Here is a 16,127-nt window from a genome sequence, read left to right as displayed (position 1 = left end):
AGTTAAAGAGCCAGAAAGAAGTGACTGTCTACTTATTAAAATGAATAACTATAATAAAAAACGTGGCCAGTGCCACGTTTTTTTAATTCTGAATAAATTCTTTTTGACCAGGAATGACAACTCTAACGTTAGTACCTTTATTTTCTTCACTTGTAATTGTTACACCATATTCATCTCCATAAAGGAGTTTAATTCTATCATTAACATTGTTAATACCTATACTCGTAAAATGATCATGGTTCTGATCAGTTTGCCTAAGAATTTTTCTCATGTCTTCATTTTTTATACCAACACCATTGTCAATTATTTCGCAAACTAAATTATTGTTTTGTTCGTTTATAAATACATGTATTGAACCATTTGATTTATCTGTGAACCCATGGAAAAAAGCATTTTCAATAAAAGGCTGCAATATTAGTTTTGGAATAATATATTCTTCACAATTTGGCATTACAAAAAAATTAACATTAATATTATCACCATATCTAATATGATTTATTAAAACATAATTTTTTAAGTTGGTTATTTCTTCTAATATAGTTATCATTTCGTTTTTATTACTTATTGTGTTTCTAAGTAGAGATATAAAAGCATCGATGGTTTCAGTTGATTTTTCTATTTTGCCTTGCCAGATTAGCCATTTAATAGAGGATAATGTATTATAAATAAAATGAGGATTTATCTGCATTTGCAAAGCATGTATTTCTGCTTTTCTCTTTTCTTTCTGCATTTTTATCTGAGCTTTAACATATTTATTTAACCCATCTAACATATAGTTGAAGGCAGTAGATAGTTCCCGGGTTTCATAGCTTCCTTCAACAGGTATGTGATTGTTAAAATCTCCATTGATTATTTTAGGCATAGTATTAGCTAGAGCAGAAATAGGTTTTGTTGTTCTTCTTATTATAAAGAAAATAATAATGATAAATATTAAAGCTATAATTAAACTGGAGGCAAAGATTTCAGAAGTATTATACATTTCATTTAAAACAATATCCTTATTAATTGTACCAACTATATTAAAATTATAAGTTGGTAGATGTTTGGCGAGTATTGTAACATCGGAATCTTCTAATCTCGTATTAAGATATTTAAGATTATTATTTAAAATATTTTCTGATATATCATGTAAGGGTTTATTTTTAATACCTACCATTAGGGGGATATTTGAAGAAACAACTGTTCCATCAGGAGCAATAATTGCAATGCTGTTACCATTACCAACAAAATAATCATAATATTTATTTAAGGTACTTTGTTTAATTACTACATAAACAAAACCATAAGGTTCTTTTGTAAGTTTGTTACATAAAACTTTTATAGTAACAAGACAGCTAGAATACTTGGAATACTTTGTAATACCATTACTTAAGTACTGATAATAAACTAGGTTTTTATTTTTTAAAGCATTTTGAGTAATCTCATTATTTAACAACTCTTGAGTGCTGGGAATAAGACGATCACCATTTTGCTGTATATAGCTATTCCCATTAAGTCCTACAGTCACAACTGTAATATCATCAAAATCTTTTTTGGGAACCATTTTCCCTAAATTATTAACCATATTATATAAGGTTTTGTAAGTTACTTGTGGAGATAAATTTGTTTCTGTAAAATATCTTTCATAATCGGGAATATTATCAATTGCATCCATTATAGTGATAATTCTATCATTAAAATCTATTAAGTTATTACTAATTTGGGTTAATACTTTGTAATTTGATTTACTAAAAGTATCGACAAGGGTATTTTTTGAGATATTAATTGTAATTGTACTTATAGAAAGAGATACTAATAAAAAGCTTATGAGCACAATTGAAGCAACTCTAAAAAATAAAGTTGTAGAGTGCAGCTGTTTTGAAAATTTTGACATATAAATATGATCCTTTCTTAGCTAAAGGGTTTAATACCGTTTTTTCTAAAGTTACTTGGAGTAAGTCCAGTAAATTTTTTGAAAACCTTGCAAAAGTAACTGTGATCAGAATAACCTACCATACTGCTAATATCTGAAATAGGAATATCCTGTTTTAAAAAATCGCAAGCTTTTTGTATTCTGATTTTATTAAGAAATTCATTAAAACCTTCTTCATTATGAGAGCTGAAATAAGCTGATAAATAAGAGTAGTTAAAGTTAAATAACTTAGATACATCAGCTAAAGTAAGCTGTTCATCATAATGATCATGAATATATTGAGTAATTTTATTAATCATATGAGAATTTATTTTATTTTCATGTTTATCCATTAAATCACTAATATTATTTATTATTGATTTATAAATTATAATTAAATCATCTGAATATTTAATGCTGTCTATTTTATGAAAGCATTCCTGTTTTAAAGTATTTAAACTAGTAGAATCGAAATTTAAATACTCCAATGATGAAATTACATTATAAAAAGAATTTTGAATTAGAGTCTTTAATTCAAATTCCGTAAGAGCTTTGGTTTCAATTGCATCTATAATATATTCACTAAGCATATTAAATCCATTTTGAAACTGCATTATAGATATATATTCAGAAAAACGCTTAAAATTAAACTTTTCAATTGGAGCAGGTTTTTCAAAATTTCGTGAATTTAACAAATGAATATTTTTATGATAAAAATATTGTTGAGTTAATAATAAAAAATCATTTTCGTATTTATCTTTGATATTTTCAATTAAATCGAAATCTTCACTTATAACAAAAAAAGCTTCATTGAAACTTTTAGAAACTTCTTCTGAAATATTAGTTAACTTATCGAGAAGAGAAGTATAAGTTTCACTCTTAAAATTTAAAACGGCAACAAGTATTTCATTTTCAATATTAGCCATTTGCATAACGTAATTTTGATTATTTTCACTAACAGAAAATTCTGCGTTAATTTCGTTAATAGTAAGCTTAATAATTTCACTGCGCTTATCGTAATTGTCATATATTTTTTTTGCATTTAACCCAAATAGACAAAAAGAAGGCTGAGTAAATAAGCTGTTTAAGTGCTCGTAATCAATGTTTGCATCAAAACCAAGAATAAGTCGGTTTAGCATATTGTTTGTATTTAAATTATTGTCAACAGCTTCAGCTTCAACAATCTTATTTTGGTTAGATATTTTTTTTAGTGTTTTCAGCATTTCCGCAGGATTTAGAGATGGCTTTAAAATGTAATCTACAGCACCATTTTGGAAGGAGGATTTAACATATTCAAAATCACTATAACTGCTTAAAAATATAATTTTTATCTGAGGATAATTGGTTTGAATAAATTTAGCCAATTCAATACCGTTTACTTGTGGCATTACAACATCTGAAATAATAATATCAGGAACAGTTTCTTTAATCATTTCTAATGCCTCTTGGCCATTTGAAGCCTGACCTATTATTTGAAAGCCCTCTTGTTCCCAATCGATCATATGAGATATACCTTGCCTCATAATAAATTCATCATCAACAACTAAAATTTTACAATATTCATTCAATAATCAACACCCCTATTTTTCGCATATGTAAGTAGTATAATAATGATTATATCCTATTGATTAAAGGTTTTCAATGATTGGCATAATTGCAAAAACTGTAGTAAAATCATTTGATTGGGTGTAAATTAACAAACAATATAAAATATGGATTTTTTATAGAAAGCAATGGCATTAAATAGAAAATAAACAAAGTGTTGTTGTACATTTATGTATATAATTGTATAGTTATATATATATTAGAAAAACATAATATTGATTTACTAACTTTAATTATAAATTAGTTTTATTAGGGGGTTCCAAATGGAAGTTTTATATGATAAAGTAAAAGAAAAATTACGGATAAAAGATAATATGTATGATTTCATGAGAGTTATTGATCCTATAAACAAAAAAGTAATGAATATTAGTAATCAATTAGGGCTAATGAAGGATTGCAAATGTTACGATTTTCTCAATAGAGGAGAAGTATGTAAGAATTGCATTTCTCTAAGAGCTGAAATTGAAAAGAATACTTTTGTAAAACTAGAATATATTTCTGATGAAGTCATGTTGATAATTGCAACTCCTCTTGATATTGATGGAGAAATGTATATTGTTGAAGCAATAAAAAATATAACAACGAAAAAGAATAATATATTAAATCATAATTTTAAAAGTATTATTGATAATGTAAATGAAAAGGTTATTGAAGAAAAACAAGAATGTATAGTCAAGGTAAATAAAGAAGAGAAATTATCAATTTTAAACTATAGAATTCAGGAATTAAGAAATATGTTAAATGAAATGAACATATCTTCTAAAGATGAAGATGGATATAAAGAAACTTTAAGAATTAGTCAAGATTTAGACGATTTAATTGTAGAATATATGAAAAATGCAATATAAATTATATACAAGCATACGGAGGATTAAATGAAAGAAATTAAAGCAGTTTTGTTTGATATGGACGGAGTAATATTTGATACAGAAAGAGTATACTTAGAGGATTGGAAAAAAGTTTTTAAGAAATATGGATATGAAATGAAAAAAGAGATTTATGTATCTGTAATGGGCACTGGCCGCATTAATGTAAGTGAAACGTTCTTGAGTATATATGGTGAAGATTTACCCATAACACAAATGTATGAAGAAAAGGATAGAGAGTTATTTAAAGCAATTGATGAAGGTAAGATCCCTTTAAAGGAGGGTGCTAAAGAAATATTAATGTACTTAAAAGAAAAAGGATATAAAACAGCACTTGCAACTTCAGCCAAAAGAGAAAGAGCTATGAAGCAGTTAAAAATGGGAAAAATTGAAGAGCTATTTGATGCAGTTGTAACTGGTGATGAAGTAGAAAAATCAAAACCAGATCCAGGAATATTCTTAACAGCAGCTAAAAAACTTTCTGAAGAACCAGAAAATTGTATTGTTGTAGAAGATTCTTCAGCAGGTATTAAAGCGGCATATAATGCTAAAATGATAGGATTTCATGTAGAGGACTTAAAAGAAGCTGATGAAGATATTCTAAAGTATTGCCATAAGAATTTTAAAAATCTATTAGAGATTAAAGAATATATAAATGAGTTGGATGCAAAAGATAAGATAGTTAATAAATAAAAATTCAGTATGAAAAAAGGCTGAGATTTTTCTAAGATTAAATTAAGTGAGATATTTCGAAGGAGGAGATAAAATGAGTTTTGGAAATCTTCAAAAAATAAGAGAAGGTAAGAGAACTTTTGCTATTACACCGCATATTCCAGGCGGATTTGTAACAACTGATACTATGCAGAAGATTGTAGATGTAGCTAAAAAATATAATGGAGTATTAAAATTGACTTCAGGTCAAAGAGTTTTAATAACTAATTTAAAGGCAGAGGATCTTCCTGAAGTTTGGGCTGAACTAGGTATGGAACCTGCAGTTAAATCACAAAATTCTGTAAAGAATGTTGAAATGTGCCCAGCTGGTTATTGTAAAAGAGCGAAATACAATACCATTGGAACAGGAATGAAGCTTTCAAAAAAATATCAATGGATGGAAATGCCATGCAGAACTAAAATAGGAGTTGCAGGCTGTAGAAATGCTTGTGGAAGTGTATACAGTAAAGATGTGGGGGTAATTGCTGATAAAACAGGATTTATGGTTACCGTTGGAGGTTCAGCAGGTTATAATCCAAGACTTTCAGATATTATTGCTCAAGATATATCTGAAAAAGAAGCTTTAGATTTAGTTGATAATATTTTTAAATATTATAAGGAAGTAGCAGAGCCAGGAGAAAAGCTTGGATTTCTAATTGATAGAATTGGAATTGAAAAGTTTAAAGAAGACTTAAATCAGTTAAGAGTTGAGAGTTAATTTTATTTAGGGTGCCCTAGGGAGTTGTGAGCTAAGGATTAAAAGCCTTTGGATTTTCTAAAATATATAAAAAGATTACCCCACGAAAATGAGGTAATCTTTTTTATGTACAAAAATTAGGCACATGAACTTATAATTTTTTGATTGTGCATAATAAATGATTATTTTATTAGATAAAATTTTAGTTCTACGCTGTCAGGGAATCTTGTAGCTTTACAAGTAAAGATAGATTGAGTTAACCATTTAAGGCTTTCAGAATAAACTTCAAATTTTGGTGTAGTACAAAAATAATAAAGTGATGGGTCTATAAATTCACCTTTTTTAACTGATTCTACATATTCTTTTGGAACAGTACGAATTCCGTTATTTTCTATGTAAAAACTAGAACCATCAGCTAATTTTACAGCATATCTAGCAGATAATTCGCATGTCCCATCAGGGAGTATAATTTGACTGTCAACTCCTCCTGGAAGGATAATTCCATGTTGATCTTTACTAGTGAATTCACCACTAATAATTGGAATTAATTGTCGCCTTCCAACAATATCATCTTGGCCAACAACAATCGGCGTGTCTACTTTAACTATAATAGAAAAAACTTCTTCTAAAGAACTCATATTTACCTCCAATTATTTCATAAGTAATTTATTTGATTGAATAATTATATCACAAATAACTGTTGTATAATTTCACAAAACTAATAATGTGAGATAAAAAATGTAAATATATACATTAAAAAGCATATTATTTTGATATAATGATATTACATTTAAAGAAATCCTTTTCTATAAAATATTAATGAAAGTAGGAGATTAATTTATGAGTATTAAATTTTTTGAGGAACATAAAGTCTTTAAACTTGATGGAAAAAATACTTCTTATATTATTGCCGTAGTAGATGAAGAAAAGTTTTTAGGACATGTTTATTTTGGGAAAAAGATAGTGGATGAAAATGTAAATTATTTAATGAGAACAGAAGAATCACCATTTGTACCATCTAAAAATAATCGTGATAGAGTATGTTTTTATGATAGTTTTCCAATGGAATACTCAACACATGGGATTGGGGATTTCAGAGAAACATGCTTTGCAGTAAGAGATGCAAATGGACATACTGCTTGCAGACTTCAATATAGTTCACATAGAATATTTGGAGGAAAAGAAAAGCTTCGCGGCATGCCTGCTACCTTTGGAAATGAAAATGAATGCACTAGTCTTGAAATAACATGTATAGATAAAGATTTAAATTTGGAAGTGAATTTAGTTTACACAGTTTTTGAAGAGTTGGATGTAATAACTAGAAGCGTTCGTATAAAAAATTGCAGTGAAAACTGTATTACTATTACAAAAGCACTATCTATGTGTGTAGATTTCGATGGAATAGATTATGATATCATATCACTTCATGGAGCATGGGCTAGAGAAAGGCATATTTCAAGAAGAAAAGTTACATATGGAACCCAAGCTGTTTCTTCAATAAGGGGAGAATCAAGTCATCAAAATAATCCATTTATTGCTCTTTTAGATAGGACTGCTACTGAAGACAGTGGAAATGTTTATGGTTTTAATTTTGTTTATTCAGGTAATTTTTTAGCACAAGTAGAAGGGTGTCAATTTGATACTACAAGAGTCCAAATGGGAATTAATCCAATTGATTTTTCATGGCTTTTAGAGTCTAATAAAGAATTTGTGGCTCCAGAAGTAGTTATGGTGTATTCTGATGAAGGATTAGGAAAGATGACAAGAACCTTCCATGATTTATACCGCAATCATTTAATAAGAGGAAAATATAAAGACAAAAAGCGTCCTATACTAATTAATAACTGGGAAGCTACTTATTTTGATTTTAATACAGAAAAATTATTAGCTATAGCTAAAGAAGCTTCAAAGGTTGGAATTGAAATGCTTGTTATGGATGATGGCTGGTTTGGGCATCGTAATAGTGATAATTCTTCTCTTGGAGATTGGATAGTTAACGAAGATAAAATACAAGGTGGGTTAAAGTATCTTGTAGATGAGGTTAATAAATTGGGCTTAGAATTTGGTATTTGGTTTGAACCTGAAATGATATCACCAGATTCTGATTTATACCGTAAACATCCAGACTGGTGTATACATATTGAAGGACGTACTCCTGCTTTATGTCGTGAACAATATGTACTTGATTTAACACGAAAAGAAGTTGTTGATTATATTTATGAAAGTTTAAAGAGGGTTCTTTCAAGTGCAAATATTAAATATGTAAAATGGGATATGAATAGACAGCTTACCGATTTAGGAAGTAATAATATTCCACCAGAACGTCATGGTGAGATATTCCATAGATATATGCTTGCAGTATATGAAATGATGGATAGATTAACGACAGATTTTCCAGATTTGTTATTGGAAAATTGCTCAGGAGGTGGAGCGAGATTTGATCCTGGAATGTTATATTATAGCCCTCAAATTTGGTGTTCCGATGATACAGATGCAATTGAAAGACTAAAAATCCAACAAGGAACAGCTATGGTTTACCCATTATCAGCTATGGGGGCACATGTTAGTGATTGTCCTAATCACACAGTAGGAAGAGCTACTCCTTTTGAGACTAGAGGTTATGTAGCTTTATCAGGTACTTTTGGATATGAATTAGATATTACTAAAATATCTCAAGAGGATAGAGATATGATACCTAAACAAATTGAAATGTATCATAAATATAATGATCTAGTGCGAAGTGGAGACTATTATCGTATTTCTAATTTTTCGGAGAACAACTGTTTTGATGCTTATGAAGTGGTAGCAAAAGATAAAAAAGAAGTATTAATTACTTGTATTCAAGTCTTGGGAAGACCTAATTATCATAGCAGAAGAATAAAACTAAAAGGGCTTATTGAAGATGTGCTTTATAGAAATGAAGAAACCAATGAAGTTTACTCAGGTGGAGCATTAATGTATGCAGGAATGAATATTACAAATTTACATGGGGATTATTCAGGAAAAATAATTCGTTTAGTATGTGAATAATTTAACTATGTTATAGTACGGTTTTTGTGAAATAAAACTTGACAGTTTGTAAAAAAACTAGTCAGGTTTTATTTATTTAACATTAGATTGTTTATAAATAGAACTTTACTAATAGCTAAGGAATAAGTATAATTAAAGTAGTTTTATTCTTAATTAAAGATAAAACCGTCATAAACACAAAATACAAAATATTAAAAAGTTCCAAGAATTAAGGAGTGAATACTAATGTCAGAGAAAAAAACAGCTTTAATTCAAAGTTCATTAGGATCTGTTTTCACAGTTTTTAGTGAAGAAGAATTAAAACAAATCACAAATAGCGAAAAAAGAACTGTTGCCATTTGTGGAAAAGTTAACAATCCGGGTATAGTTGAGGTACCAGAAGGAGCTACACTTGCAGATATAATCGAGCTTTGTGGAGGTTTAATAAATAATAGCGGCTTTAAGGCGGCACAAATAGGGCTTCCATTTGGAGGTTTCTTAACTGAAGATAGCTTAAACAAAGAATTTGATTTTGGTTTATTTTATGAAAATATTAGTAGAACTATTATTATATTATCTCAAGAAGATTGTATAATTCAATTTGAAAAATTCTATATCAGATATTTGCTTGCAAAAATCAAAGATGGATCATATAAAAATTATGAAATAGTTAAAGATGATATAACTGCAATGTACAATGTTATAAACAAAATAAGTAAAGGTGTATCTGATATGCGTGAAATCTACACCTTAAGAAATCTTGCAATAACTGTAAAAACTAAGATGCATCAAAAGCATAACATTATGGAAGAAATAATTGAAAAGTTTTATGCTGAAATTGAAGAACATATTGAAGAAAAGAAATGTCCAACTTCTCAATGTAGTCATCTTATTAAATTGACAATTACAAAAAAATGTATAGGCTGTGGAGCATGTAAAAGAGCATGTCCAGTAGATTGCATTGATGGAGAATTAAAAAAGAAACATGAAATAGATTATAATAGATGTACACACTGTGGAGCATGTGTATCAGCATGTCCTGTAGATGCAATATTTACAGGAGATAATACAATGTTATTCCTTAGAGATTTAGCTACACCTGATAAGGTAGTAATTACTCAAATGGCACCAGCTGTAAGAGTTGCTATTGGTGAAGCTTTTGGATTTGAACCAGGAGAAAATGTTGAAAAGAAAATAGCAGCTGGTCTTAGAAGACTCGGAGTAGACTATGTATTTGATACAAGCTGGGGAGCTGACTTAACTATAATGGAGGAAGCAGCTGAACTTCAAGACAGACTTGAAAGACATATGGCTGGTGATAAAAATGTTAAACTTCCGATCCTTACATCTTGTTGTCCTTCTTGGATTAAATTTATAGAACAAAATTATGCAGATATGTTAGAAGTTCCATCTTCTGCAAAATCTCCAATGGAAATGTTTGGAATAGTTGCTAAAGAAATATGGGCTAAAGAAAAAGGTTTATCAAGAAGAGAAGTTGCATCTGTGGCAATTATGCCTTGTATAGCTAAAAAATATGAAGCTTCAAGACCAGAATTTTCTGTAGACTTAGACTCAGATGTTAACTATGTAATTACAACAAGAGAACTTATAAAGTTATTCGAAACTTCAGGTATTAATTTAAAAGAACTTGAAGATGAAGAAATAGATACAATCATGGGTGAATATACTGGTGCTGGAATAATCTTTGGTAGAACTGGTGGAGTTATAGAAGCAGCAACAAGAACTGCCCTTGAAAAAATGACTGGAGAAAGACTTGATAATATTGAATTTGAAGGTCTTAGAGGTTGGGATGGCTTTAGAGTATGTGAACTTGAAGCAGGAGACATAAAGCTTAGAATTGGTGTTGCTCATGGTCTTAGAGAAGCAGCTAAGATGTTAGATAAAATAAGATCAGGAGAAGAATTCTTCCACGCTATAGAAATCATGGCTTGTGTTGGAGGTTGTATTGGTGGCGGCGGTCAGCCAAAGATAAAGGGAAACAAACAAGCAATACTTCAAAAGAGAGCAGAAGGATTAAATGAAATAGATAGAGCTAAGACTCTTAGAAGATCAAATGAAAATCCTGAAGTTCTTGCAATATATGAAAAATATTTAGGACATCCACTAAGTCACAAAGCACATGAATTACTTCATACAACATATTTCCCAAGAATAAAGAAAAATACCGAAAACGAATAAAAGGATATATCATTTAAGCATGTAAAATTTGATTTTACATGCTTTTATTGGTATTTTTTATAAAAAAGAACCAATAAAATATAAAAATAAAGTATTTTTATATTAAATTTAGGTTAAGTTTTATAAAAAATAGTTTAAAAATTATTAAAAATAGAATATACTTGAACAGGACTATAATAATTAATAATATGTCGAATGTTTATATTTTACAGGGAGATGTGATAATAAGATGTTTAACTTAAAACCAAAGGAAGATAAATTCTACAAATTATTTTTAGAAGCAGCAGAAAAGGTTAATGAAGGAGCAGTGATTTTAAGAACAAGTCTTGATAATTTATCAGATAAAGAAAATAATGTTAATAAAATAGAAGATTTAGAGCATGAAGGCGATAGATTAGTTAATATTGTAGTTAAAGAATTAAATGAATCATTTATAACACCAATAGACAGAGAAGATATTTATGCATTAATTAAGAAATTAGATGATGTATTAGATTTAATAAATTCAACAATGCATAGATTTTTAATGTATGATATTAATCAAAGCAGTAATGAAGCTAAACTTATGGCAGATATGATAGTAGAATGTACAAATCATATTTTAAAATTAATGAAAGGCCTAAGTTCAGTTGGTAATAAGGCTCAATACATAAGAGAAAAAATTGAAACTATTCATAAGATTGAAAGTGAAGCCGATAGTTTATTTAGAAAAACTGTAGCAGAATTATTCAAAAATGAAACTAATCCAATTGAAATTATTAAATGGAAAGAAATTTACCAAATTCTAGAAAATACAATTGATAATTGTGAAAAAATTGCAAATACTGTAGAGGGAGTTGTAATCAAGAATGCTTAGTATGACTATGATTATAACAGTATTAATAGTAATCTTTGTATTGGCTTTTGACTTTATAAATGGTTTCCATGATACAGCTACAGCCGTTGCAACTACTATTACTACTAGAGCGCTTAAACCAACAACTGCTATTATATTATGTGCTATATTTAATTTCGCAGGTGCATTTGCTGGAACAGGAGTAGCTAAAACCGTAGGTGAAAGCATTGTTAGTCATAAAAGTATAGAACAATGGGTTATACTAGGAGTTTTAATTTCAGCAATAATTTGGAATATAATTACATGGTATTATGGTATTCCAAGTAGTTCTTCTCATGCATTAATAGGTGCATTAATAGGTGGAGGAATGGCTTACAATAATAGTTTTAATGTAGTTAACTGGAGTAATCTTTTCCATGAAGTAATAGTGTGGATATTTATTGCGCCAGTCATAGGGTTTACAGTTGGATTTATTTTGATGAAATTATTAAATTATATTTTAAAACCATTTAAACTTAGAATAGTAAATAAGATATTTTTAAAGCTGCAAATTGCTGCAGGATCACTTATGGCCTTTAACCATGGAAGTAATGATGCTCAAAAATCAATGGGATTAATTACAATGGCCCTATTAAGTGGTGGGTTAATTAATACTTTTGAAGTTCCTAAATGGGTTATTGCGTCTTGTGCAATAGCTATGGCACTTGGAACGGCTTCAGGAGGAAAGAAGATTATTAAAACTATGGGAAGTGGAATGGCCAAATTAACTCCAGTAAATGGCTTTGCAGCTCAAACTGGTGGTGCAGGAGTAATATTTCTCGCAACTTTATTCCATGCTCCAGTTAGTACTACTCATATAATTTCAACAACTGTAATGGGTGTTGGTGCATCTAAAAGGCTTAAATCAGTAAAATGGGGAGTTGCTCAAAATATAGTTTGGGCTTGGATTATTACTATTCCAATAACAGCGGCTCTTTCAGCATTAATAATATATATAATGAAATTATTTATGTAATTTGAAAAAATAGTTTCATGGCTAAATTATGGATATAATAATTAATTATGATTCCATAGGAAAAATCAAAAATAACATGTTGTTTATTTAAAAAAATTTATTTAAATTAAAAAAACCTGCAGATTTTCAGAAGTGAAGTATCTGCAGGTTTAATTTTTGTCGTAATAACATACGCCAATATTAAAATTAGGTTAAGTTTATTAAAAATGGTTTAATAATTGGTTAAAAAGGCATATACTTGAATATGGGCTATAATTTTAATAATATGTCGAGTGTCTATATTTTTATAGGGAGTGATGGTATGTTTAGTTTAAAGCCAAAGGAAGATAAGTTTTATAAGTTATTTTTTGAAGCTGCTGAAATTGTAAATGAAGGAGCAATACTTTTAAGACATAGTTTAGACAATCTGCAGGATAAGGAACTTAATGTTAGTAAAATTGAAGTATTAGAACATAAAGGAGATAGGCTAGTTAACATTGTAGTTAAAGAATTAAGTGAATCATTTATTACTCCAATAGACAGAGAAGATATTTATTCTTTAATAAAAAAATTGGATGATGTCTTGGATTTAACCAATTCAACAATGCATAGGTTTTTAATGTATGATATTACTAAAAGCACTGAAGAGGCTAAAATTTTTGCAGACATGATAGTGGAATGTACTCAGCATATTTTAGAATTAATGAGAGGCTTAAATTCAGTAGCAAATAAAGCTCAGTGGATACGTGAAAAAATAGTATGTATTCATGATATTGAAAGTAAAGCAGATCGCTTATTTAGAAAGACAGTATCGGAATTATTTAAAAATGAACCTAATCCAATAGAAATAATAAAATGGAAAGAAATATATCAAATTTTAGAAAATACTATGGATAAGTGTGAAAAGATTTCCAACACTGTAGAGGGAGTTGTAATAAAAAATGCATAGCACAATGATCATAACAGTATTTATAGTAGTTTTAGTTCTAATATTTGATTTTATAAATGGATTTCATGATACAGCAACAGCCGTAGCTACATCAATAACAACAAGGGCGCTTTCACCTAAAGCTGCTATAATAATATGCGCTATATTTAATTTTATAGGAGCATTTAGTGGAACGGCTGTTGCCAAAACTGTAGGTGATGATATAGTAAAACATTCATCCATAGAACAATGGGTTATACTTGGGGTATTAATTTCAGCTATCATATGGAACTTAATTACATGGTATTTTGGTATTCCAAGCAGTTCTTCTCATGCCTTAATAGGAGCGCTAGTTGGCGGAGGAATAGCATATAATCATTCTTTTCAAGTGGTAAATTGGTACAATCTTTTTCATAGTGTTGTAATATGGTTGTTTCTTTCGCCACTTATAGGCTTTATAGTAGGTTATGCAATAATGTTTTTATTGAATTGGATATTAAAACCATATAAATATCATGTTGTTAATAAGATATTTTTGAAACTTCAAGTTGTAGCAGGATCACTTATGGCATTTAACCATGGTGGAAATGATGCTCAAAAATCTATGGGGCTTATAACTATGGCTCTATTAAGTGGAGGATTTATCAGTACTTTTGAAGTGCCAGTTTGGGTAATAGCAGCCTGTGCATCAGCTATGGCACTAGGGACTTCTGTAGGTGGAAAAAAGATAATTAAGACTATGGGAAGCGGAATGGCAAAATTAACGCCAGTAAATGGATTTGCAGCTCAAACGGGAGCAACAGCAGTAATATTTCTTGCTACGTTATTCCATGCTCCTGTTAGCACCACTCATATAATTTCAACAACAGTAATGGGAGTTGGTGCATCAAAAAGATTTAAATCAGTAAAATGGGGAGTAGCTAAAAACATAGTATGGGCTTGGGTTATAACAATCCCAATAACTGCAGGTTTTTCAGCATTAATAATAACTATAATGAAGCTTTTTATGTAAATAATAATGAAGCTTATATTGGAAAGTTGAGTTTAATTTTAAACTTTAACTTTTATACATATTAGAAATATGAATATTTCTAAATTATTTAAATTCATACTTATATAAAGTAAGATGAAAAATATTTTACTTAAAGCCACCTATAGATATAAAAAAACAATATTGAAATTAAGAATTTTACGCATAAAAACAGTTTAAACTGTAAATTAAATAAAACTCTCATGATTTTAAATAAATCATGAGAGTTTTATTTAATTTAGATACAGTTAATTCCATGATTACATGTACTGCATGCCTTATCAGAAGACTCTAAATGAATCATAACCTGAGTGTTGTTTAAAACTTGAGCTATGTCGTATTCTATTTTATCGCATATGTCATGGGCTTCTTTAATTGACTTGTTTTCAGGAAACACTAAGTGTAAGTCAATATAACGTATGTGACCAGATTTTCTAGTTTTAAGATCATGAAAATTACAAAACACAGAAGAATATTTACTTATAGTGTTTTCAATTATATCTATTTCTTCATCGGATAACTTTATATCTAAAAGAGGATTGAATGCAGATTTTAATAACTCAAAAGCTTCTTTTAATATAAATATTGCAACTAATATTGCAACTACTGGATCTAAGAAATTTAAATTAGTAATCCAAATTAAGAATAATCCTATGCCGACACCAAGGGATGTGTAAACATCTGCCTTTAAGTGGAGGGCGTCAGCTTCCAAAGCAATAGAATCCTCTTGTTTTGCTATTTTGTATAGTTTTTTTGAAACCATAAAATTTACAGCAGCAGAAATAAACATTACTACAAAGCCCATTCCAACAGATTCGATTTCGCCTGGATTAACGATTTTTTTCACAGCTTCAATTATTATCCATATAGAAGCGGTAAAAATAAGCAGAGATTCTATAACACCAGATATATTTTCTATTTTCCCATGACCATAGGGATGGTTATCATCTGCTGGTTTATCTGATATTTTTACAGAAAAAAAGGCTATTATTGCAGCAAGTAAATCCATAGTAGAATGTATCGCTTCAGATATTATACTTACTGAACCAGTAAAAATACCAACAATTAATTTCATGATTATTAAACTTGTATTTGAAATTAGAGACATACGAGCTGCTTTAATTTTAGCATTCATATAAATGACCTCCATAATTTTATTATTTGTTATCACTTGATAAATTAAAGTAATATAATAATATACCTTAATACTCCTTAAAGTCAAGGGAATTAGCCAATTAGAATGTTTTATCAATTGATAATGAATTGTAATTTTATATCATTATTATTCTCCTTTTATTTAATGAAAATAATGGGAATTTACTAAAATATAAGGTTTCTTTTATTGATTATTGAATAATTTAT

General features: G+C 28.9%; 13 protein-coding genes. 9 read left to right on the top strand and 4 right to left on the bottom strand.

The window, feature by feature from the left end:
* Positions 1-82: 82 nt before the first annotated feature.
* Both GXK56_RS07525 and GXK56_RS07520 read right to left on the bottom strand, forming a co-directional pair.
* Complete coding sequence (locus GXK56_RS07525; protein WP_160686785.1) at positions 83-1,873, bottom strand: sensor histidine kinase; 1,791 nt, start codon at positions 1,871-1,873, stop codon at positions 83-85.
* 17 nt (positions 1,874-1,890) lie between these two features.
* The gene (locus GXK56_RS07520; protein WP_160686783.1) at positions 1,891-3,459 is read right to left on the bottom strand and encodes a response regulator; all 1,569 of its coding nucleotides are present in this window, start codon (positions 3,457-3,459) and stop codon (positions 1,891-1,893) included.
* Between the two features lie 300 nt (positions 3,460-3,759).
* Between GXK56_RS07520 and GXK56_RS07515 the strand changes: the two genes are divergently transcribed.
* From GXK56_RS07515 to GXK56_RS07505, 3 genes are all read left to right on the top strand, one after another.
* Entirely contained in the window at positions 3,760-4,344 is a 585-nt protein-coding gene (locus tag GXK56_RS07515; RefSeq protein ID WP_160686781.1) for an aspartyl-phosphate phosphatase Spo0E family protein, read from the top strand.
* Between the two features lie 27 nt (positions 4,345-4,371).
* Positions 4,372-5,055, top strand: a complete 684-nt coding sequence (locus GXK56_RS07510) for an HAD family phosphatase (protein WP_160686779.1) — start codon at positions 4,372-4,374, stop codon at positions 5,053-5,055.
* Positions 5,056-5,128: 73 nt separating this feature from the next.
* Complete coding sequence (locus tag GXK56_RS07505) at positions 5,129-5,791, top strand: NAD(P)/FAD-dependent oxidoreductase (RefSeq protein ID WP_160686777.1); 663 nt, start codon at positions 5,129-5,131, stop codon at positions 5,789-5,791.
* Between the two features lie 161 nt (positions 5,792-5,952).
* Here the strand turns inward: GXK56_RS07505 and GXK56_RS07500 are convergent, their stop codons facing one another.
* The gene (locus tag GXK56_RS07500; protein WP_160686775.1) at positions 5,953-6,408 is read right to left on the bottom strand and encodes a DUF3237 domain-containing protein; all 456 of its coding nucleotides are present in this window, start codon (positions 6,406-6,408) and stop codon (positions 5,953-5,955) included.
* A gap of 202 nt (positions 6,409-6,610) precedes the next feature.
* Here GXK56_RS07500 and GXK56_RS07495 point away from each other — a divergent pair, with 202 nt between their 5' ends.
* From GXK56_RS07495 to GXK56_RS07470, 6 genes are all read left to right on the top strand, one after another.
* Positions 6,611-8,800, top strand: a complete 2,190-nt coding sequence (locus GXK56_RS07495) for an alpha-galactosidase (RefSeq protein WP_160686773.1) — start codon at positions 6,611-6,613, stop codon at positions 8,798-8,800.
* Positions 8,801-9,025: 225 nt separating this feature from the next.
* A complete protein-coding gene (locus GXK56_RS07490; RefSeq protein ID WP_160686771.1) occupies positions 9,026-10,978 on the top strand; it encodes a [FeFe] hydrogenase, group A in 1,953 nt (650 codons plus the stop codon).
* A gap of 229 nt (positions 10,979-11,207) precedes the next feature.
* Positions 11,208-11,834, top strand: coding sequence for a DUF47 family protein (locus tag GXK56_RS07485; protein WP_160686769.1), 627 nt, complete (start codon positions 11,208-11,210; stop codon positions 11,832-11,834).
* Entirely contained in the window at positions 11,827-12,828 is a 1,002-nt protein-coding gene (locus tag GXK56_RS07480) for an inorganic phosphate transporter (RefSeq protein WP_160686767.1), read from the top strand. The genes GXK56_RS07485 and GXK56_RS07480 overlap by 8 nt, the downstream gene beginning before the upstream one ends.
* A gap of 301 nt (positions 12,829-13,129) precedes the next feature.
* Entirely contained in the window at positions 13,130-13,756 is a 627-nt protein-coding gene (locus GXK56_RS07475; protein ID WP_160686765.1) for a DUF47 family protein, read from the top strand.
* The gene (locus tag GXK56_RS07470) at positions 13,749-14,747 is read left to right on the top strand and encodes an inorganic phosphate transporter (RefSeq protein WP_160686763.1); all 999 of its coding nucleotides are present in this window, start codon (positions 13,749-13,751) and stop codon (positions 14,745-14,747) included. Before GXK56_RS07475 ends, GXK56_RS07470 begins: the two co-directional genes overlap by 8 nt.
* A 256-nt stretch (positions 14,748-15,003) precedes the next feature.
* On the opposite strand, the gene GXK56_RS07465 is transcribed toward GXK56_RS07470, so the two are convergent.
* Positions 15,004-15,900, bottom strand: a complete 897-nt coding sequence (locus GXK56_RS07465; protein ID WP_160686761.1) for a cation diffusion facilitator family transporter — start codon at positions 15,898-15,900, stop codon at positions 15,004-15,006.
* Positions 15,901-16,127: the final 227 nt, after the last annotated feature.

It is taken from the genome of Clostridium sp. C2-6-12 (assembly GCF_009928485.1).
Taxonomy (GTDB): domain Bacteria; phylum Bacillota; class Clostridia; order Clostridiales; family Clostridiaceae; genus Clostridium.
This window is presented reverse-complemented; position numbering and strand designations above follow the sequence as displayed.

What these genes read in the sequence shown, in the direction of transcription:
- GXK56_RS07525 (WP_160686785.1), bottom strand. Translation starts at nt 1,873, where the DNA reads ATGTCAAAATTTTCAAAACAGCTGCACTCTACAACTTTATTTTTTAGA.
- GXK56_RS07515 (WP_160686781.1), top strand. Translation starts at nt 3,760, where the DNA reads ATGGAAGTTTTATATGATAAAGTAAAAGAAAAATTACGGATAAAAGAT.
- GXK56_RS07510 (WP_160686779.1), top strand. Translation starts at nt 4,372, where the DNA reads ATGAAAGAAATTAAAGCAGTTTTGTTTGATATGGACGGAGTAATATTT.
- GXK56_RS07505 (WP_160686777.1), top strand. Translation starts at nt 5,129, where the DNA reads ATGAGTTTTGGAAATCTTCAAAAAATAAGAGAAGGTAAGAGAACTTTT.
- GXK56_RS07500 (WP_160686775.1), bottom strand. Translation starts at nt 6,408, where the DNA reads ATGAGTTCTTTAGAAGAAGTTTTTTCTATTATAGTTAAAGTAGACACG.
- GXK56_RS07495 (WP_160686773.1), top strand. Translation starts at nt 6,611, where the DNA reads ATGAGTATTAAATTTTTTGAGGAACATAAAGTCTTTAAACTTGATGGA.
- GXK56_RS07490 (WP_160686771.1), top strand. Translation starts at nt 9,026, where the DNA reads ATGTCAGAGAAAAAAACAGCTTTAATTCAAAGTTCATTAGGATCTGTT.
- GXK56_RS07485 (WP_160686769.1), top strand. Translation starts at nt 11,208, where the DNA reads ATGTTTAACTTAAAACCAAAGGAAGATAAATTCTACAAATTATTTTTA.
- GXK56_RS07480 (WP_160686767.1), top strand. Translation starts at nt 11,827, where the DNA reads ATGCTTAGTATGACTATGATTATAACAGTATTAATAGTAATCTTTGTA.
- GXK56_RS07475 (WP_160686765.1), top strand. Translation starts at nt 13,130, where the DNA reads ATGTTTAGTTTAAAGCCAAAGGAAGATAAGTTTTATAAGTTATTTTTT.
- GXK56_RS07470 (WP_160686763.1), top strand. Translation starts at nt 13,749, where the DNA reads ATGCATAGCACAATGATCATAACAGTATTTATAGTAGTTTTAGTTCTA.
- GXK56_RS07465 (WP_160686761.1), bottom strand. Translation starts at nt 15,900, where the DNA reads ATGAATGCTAAAATTAAAGCAGCTCGTATGTCTCTAATTTCAAATACA.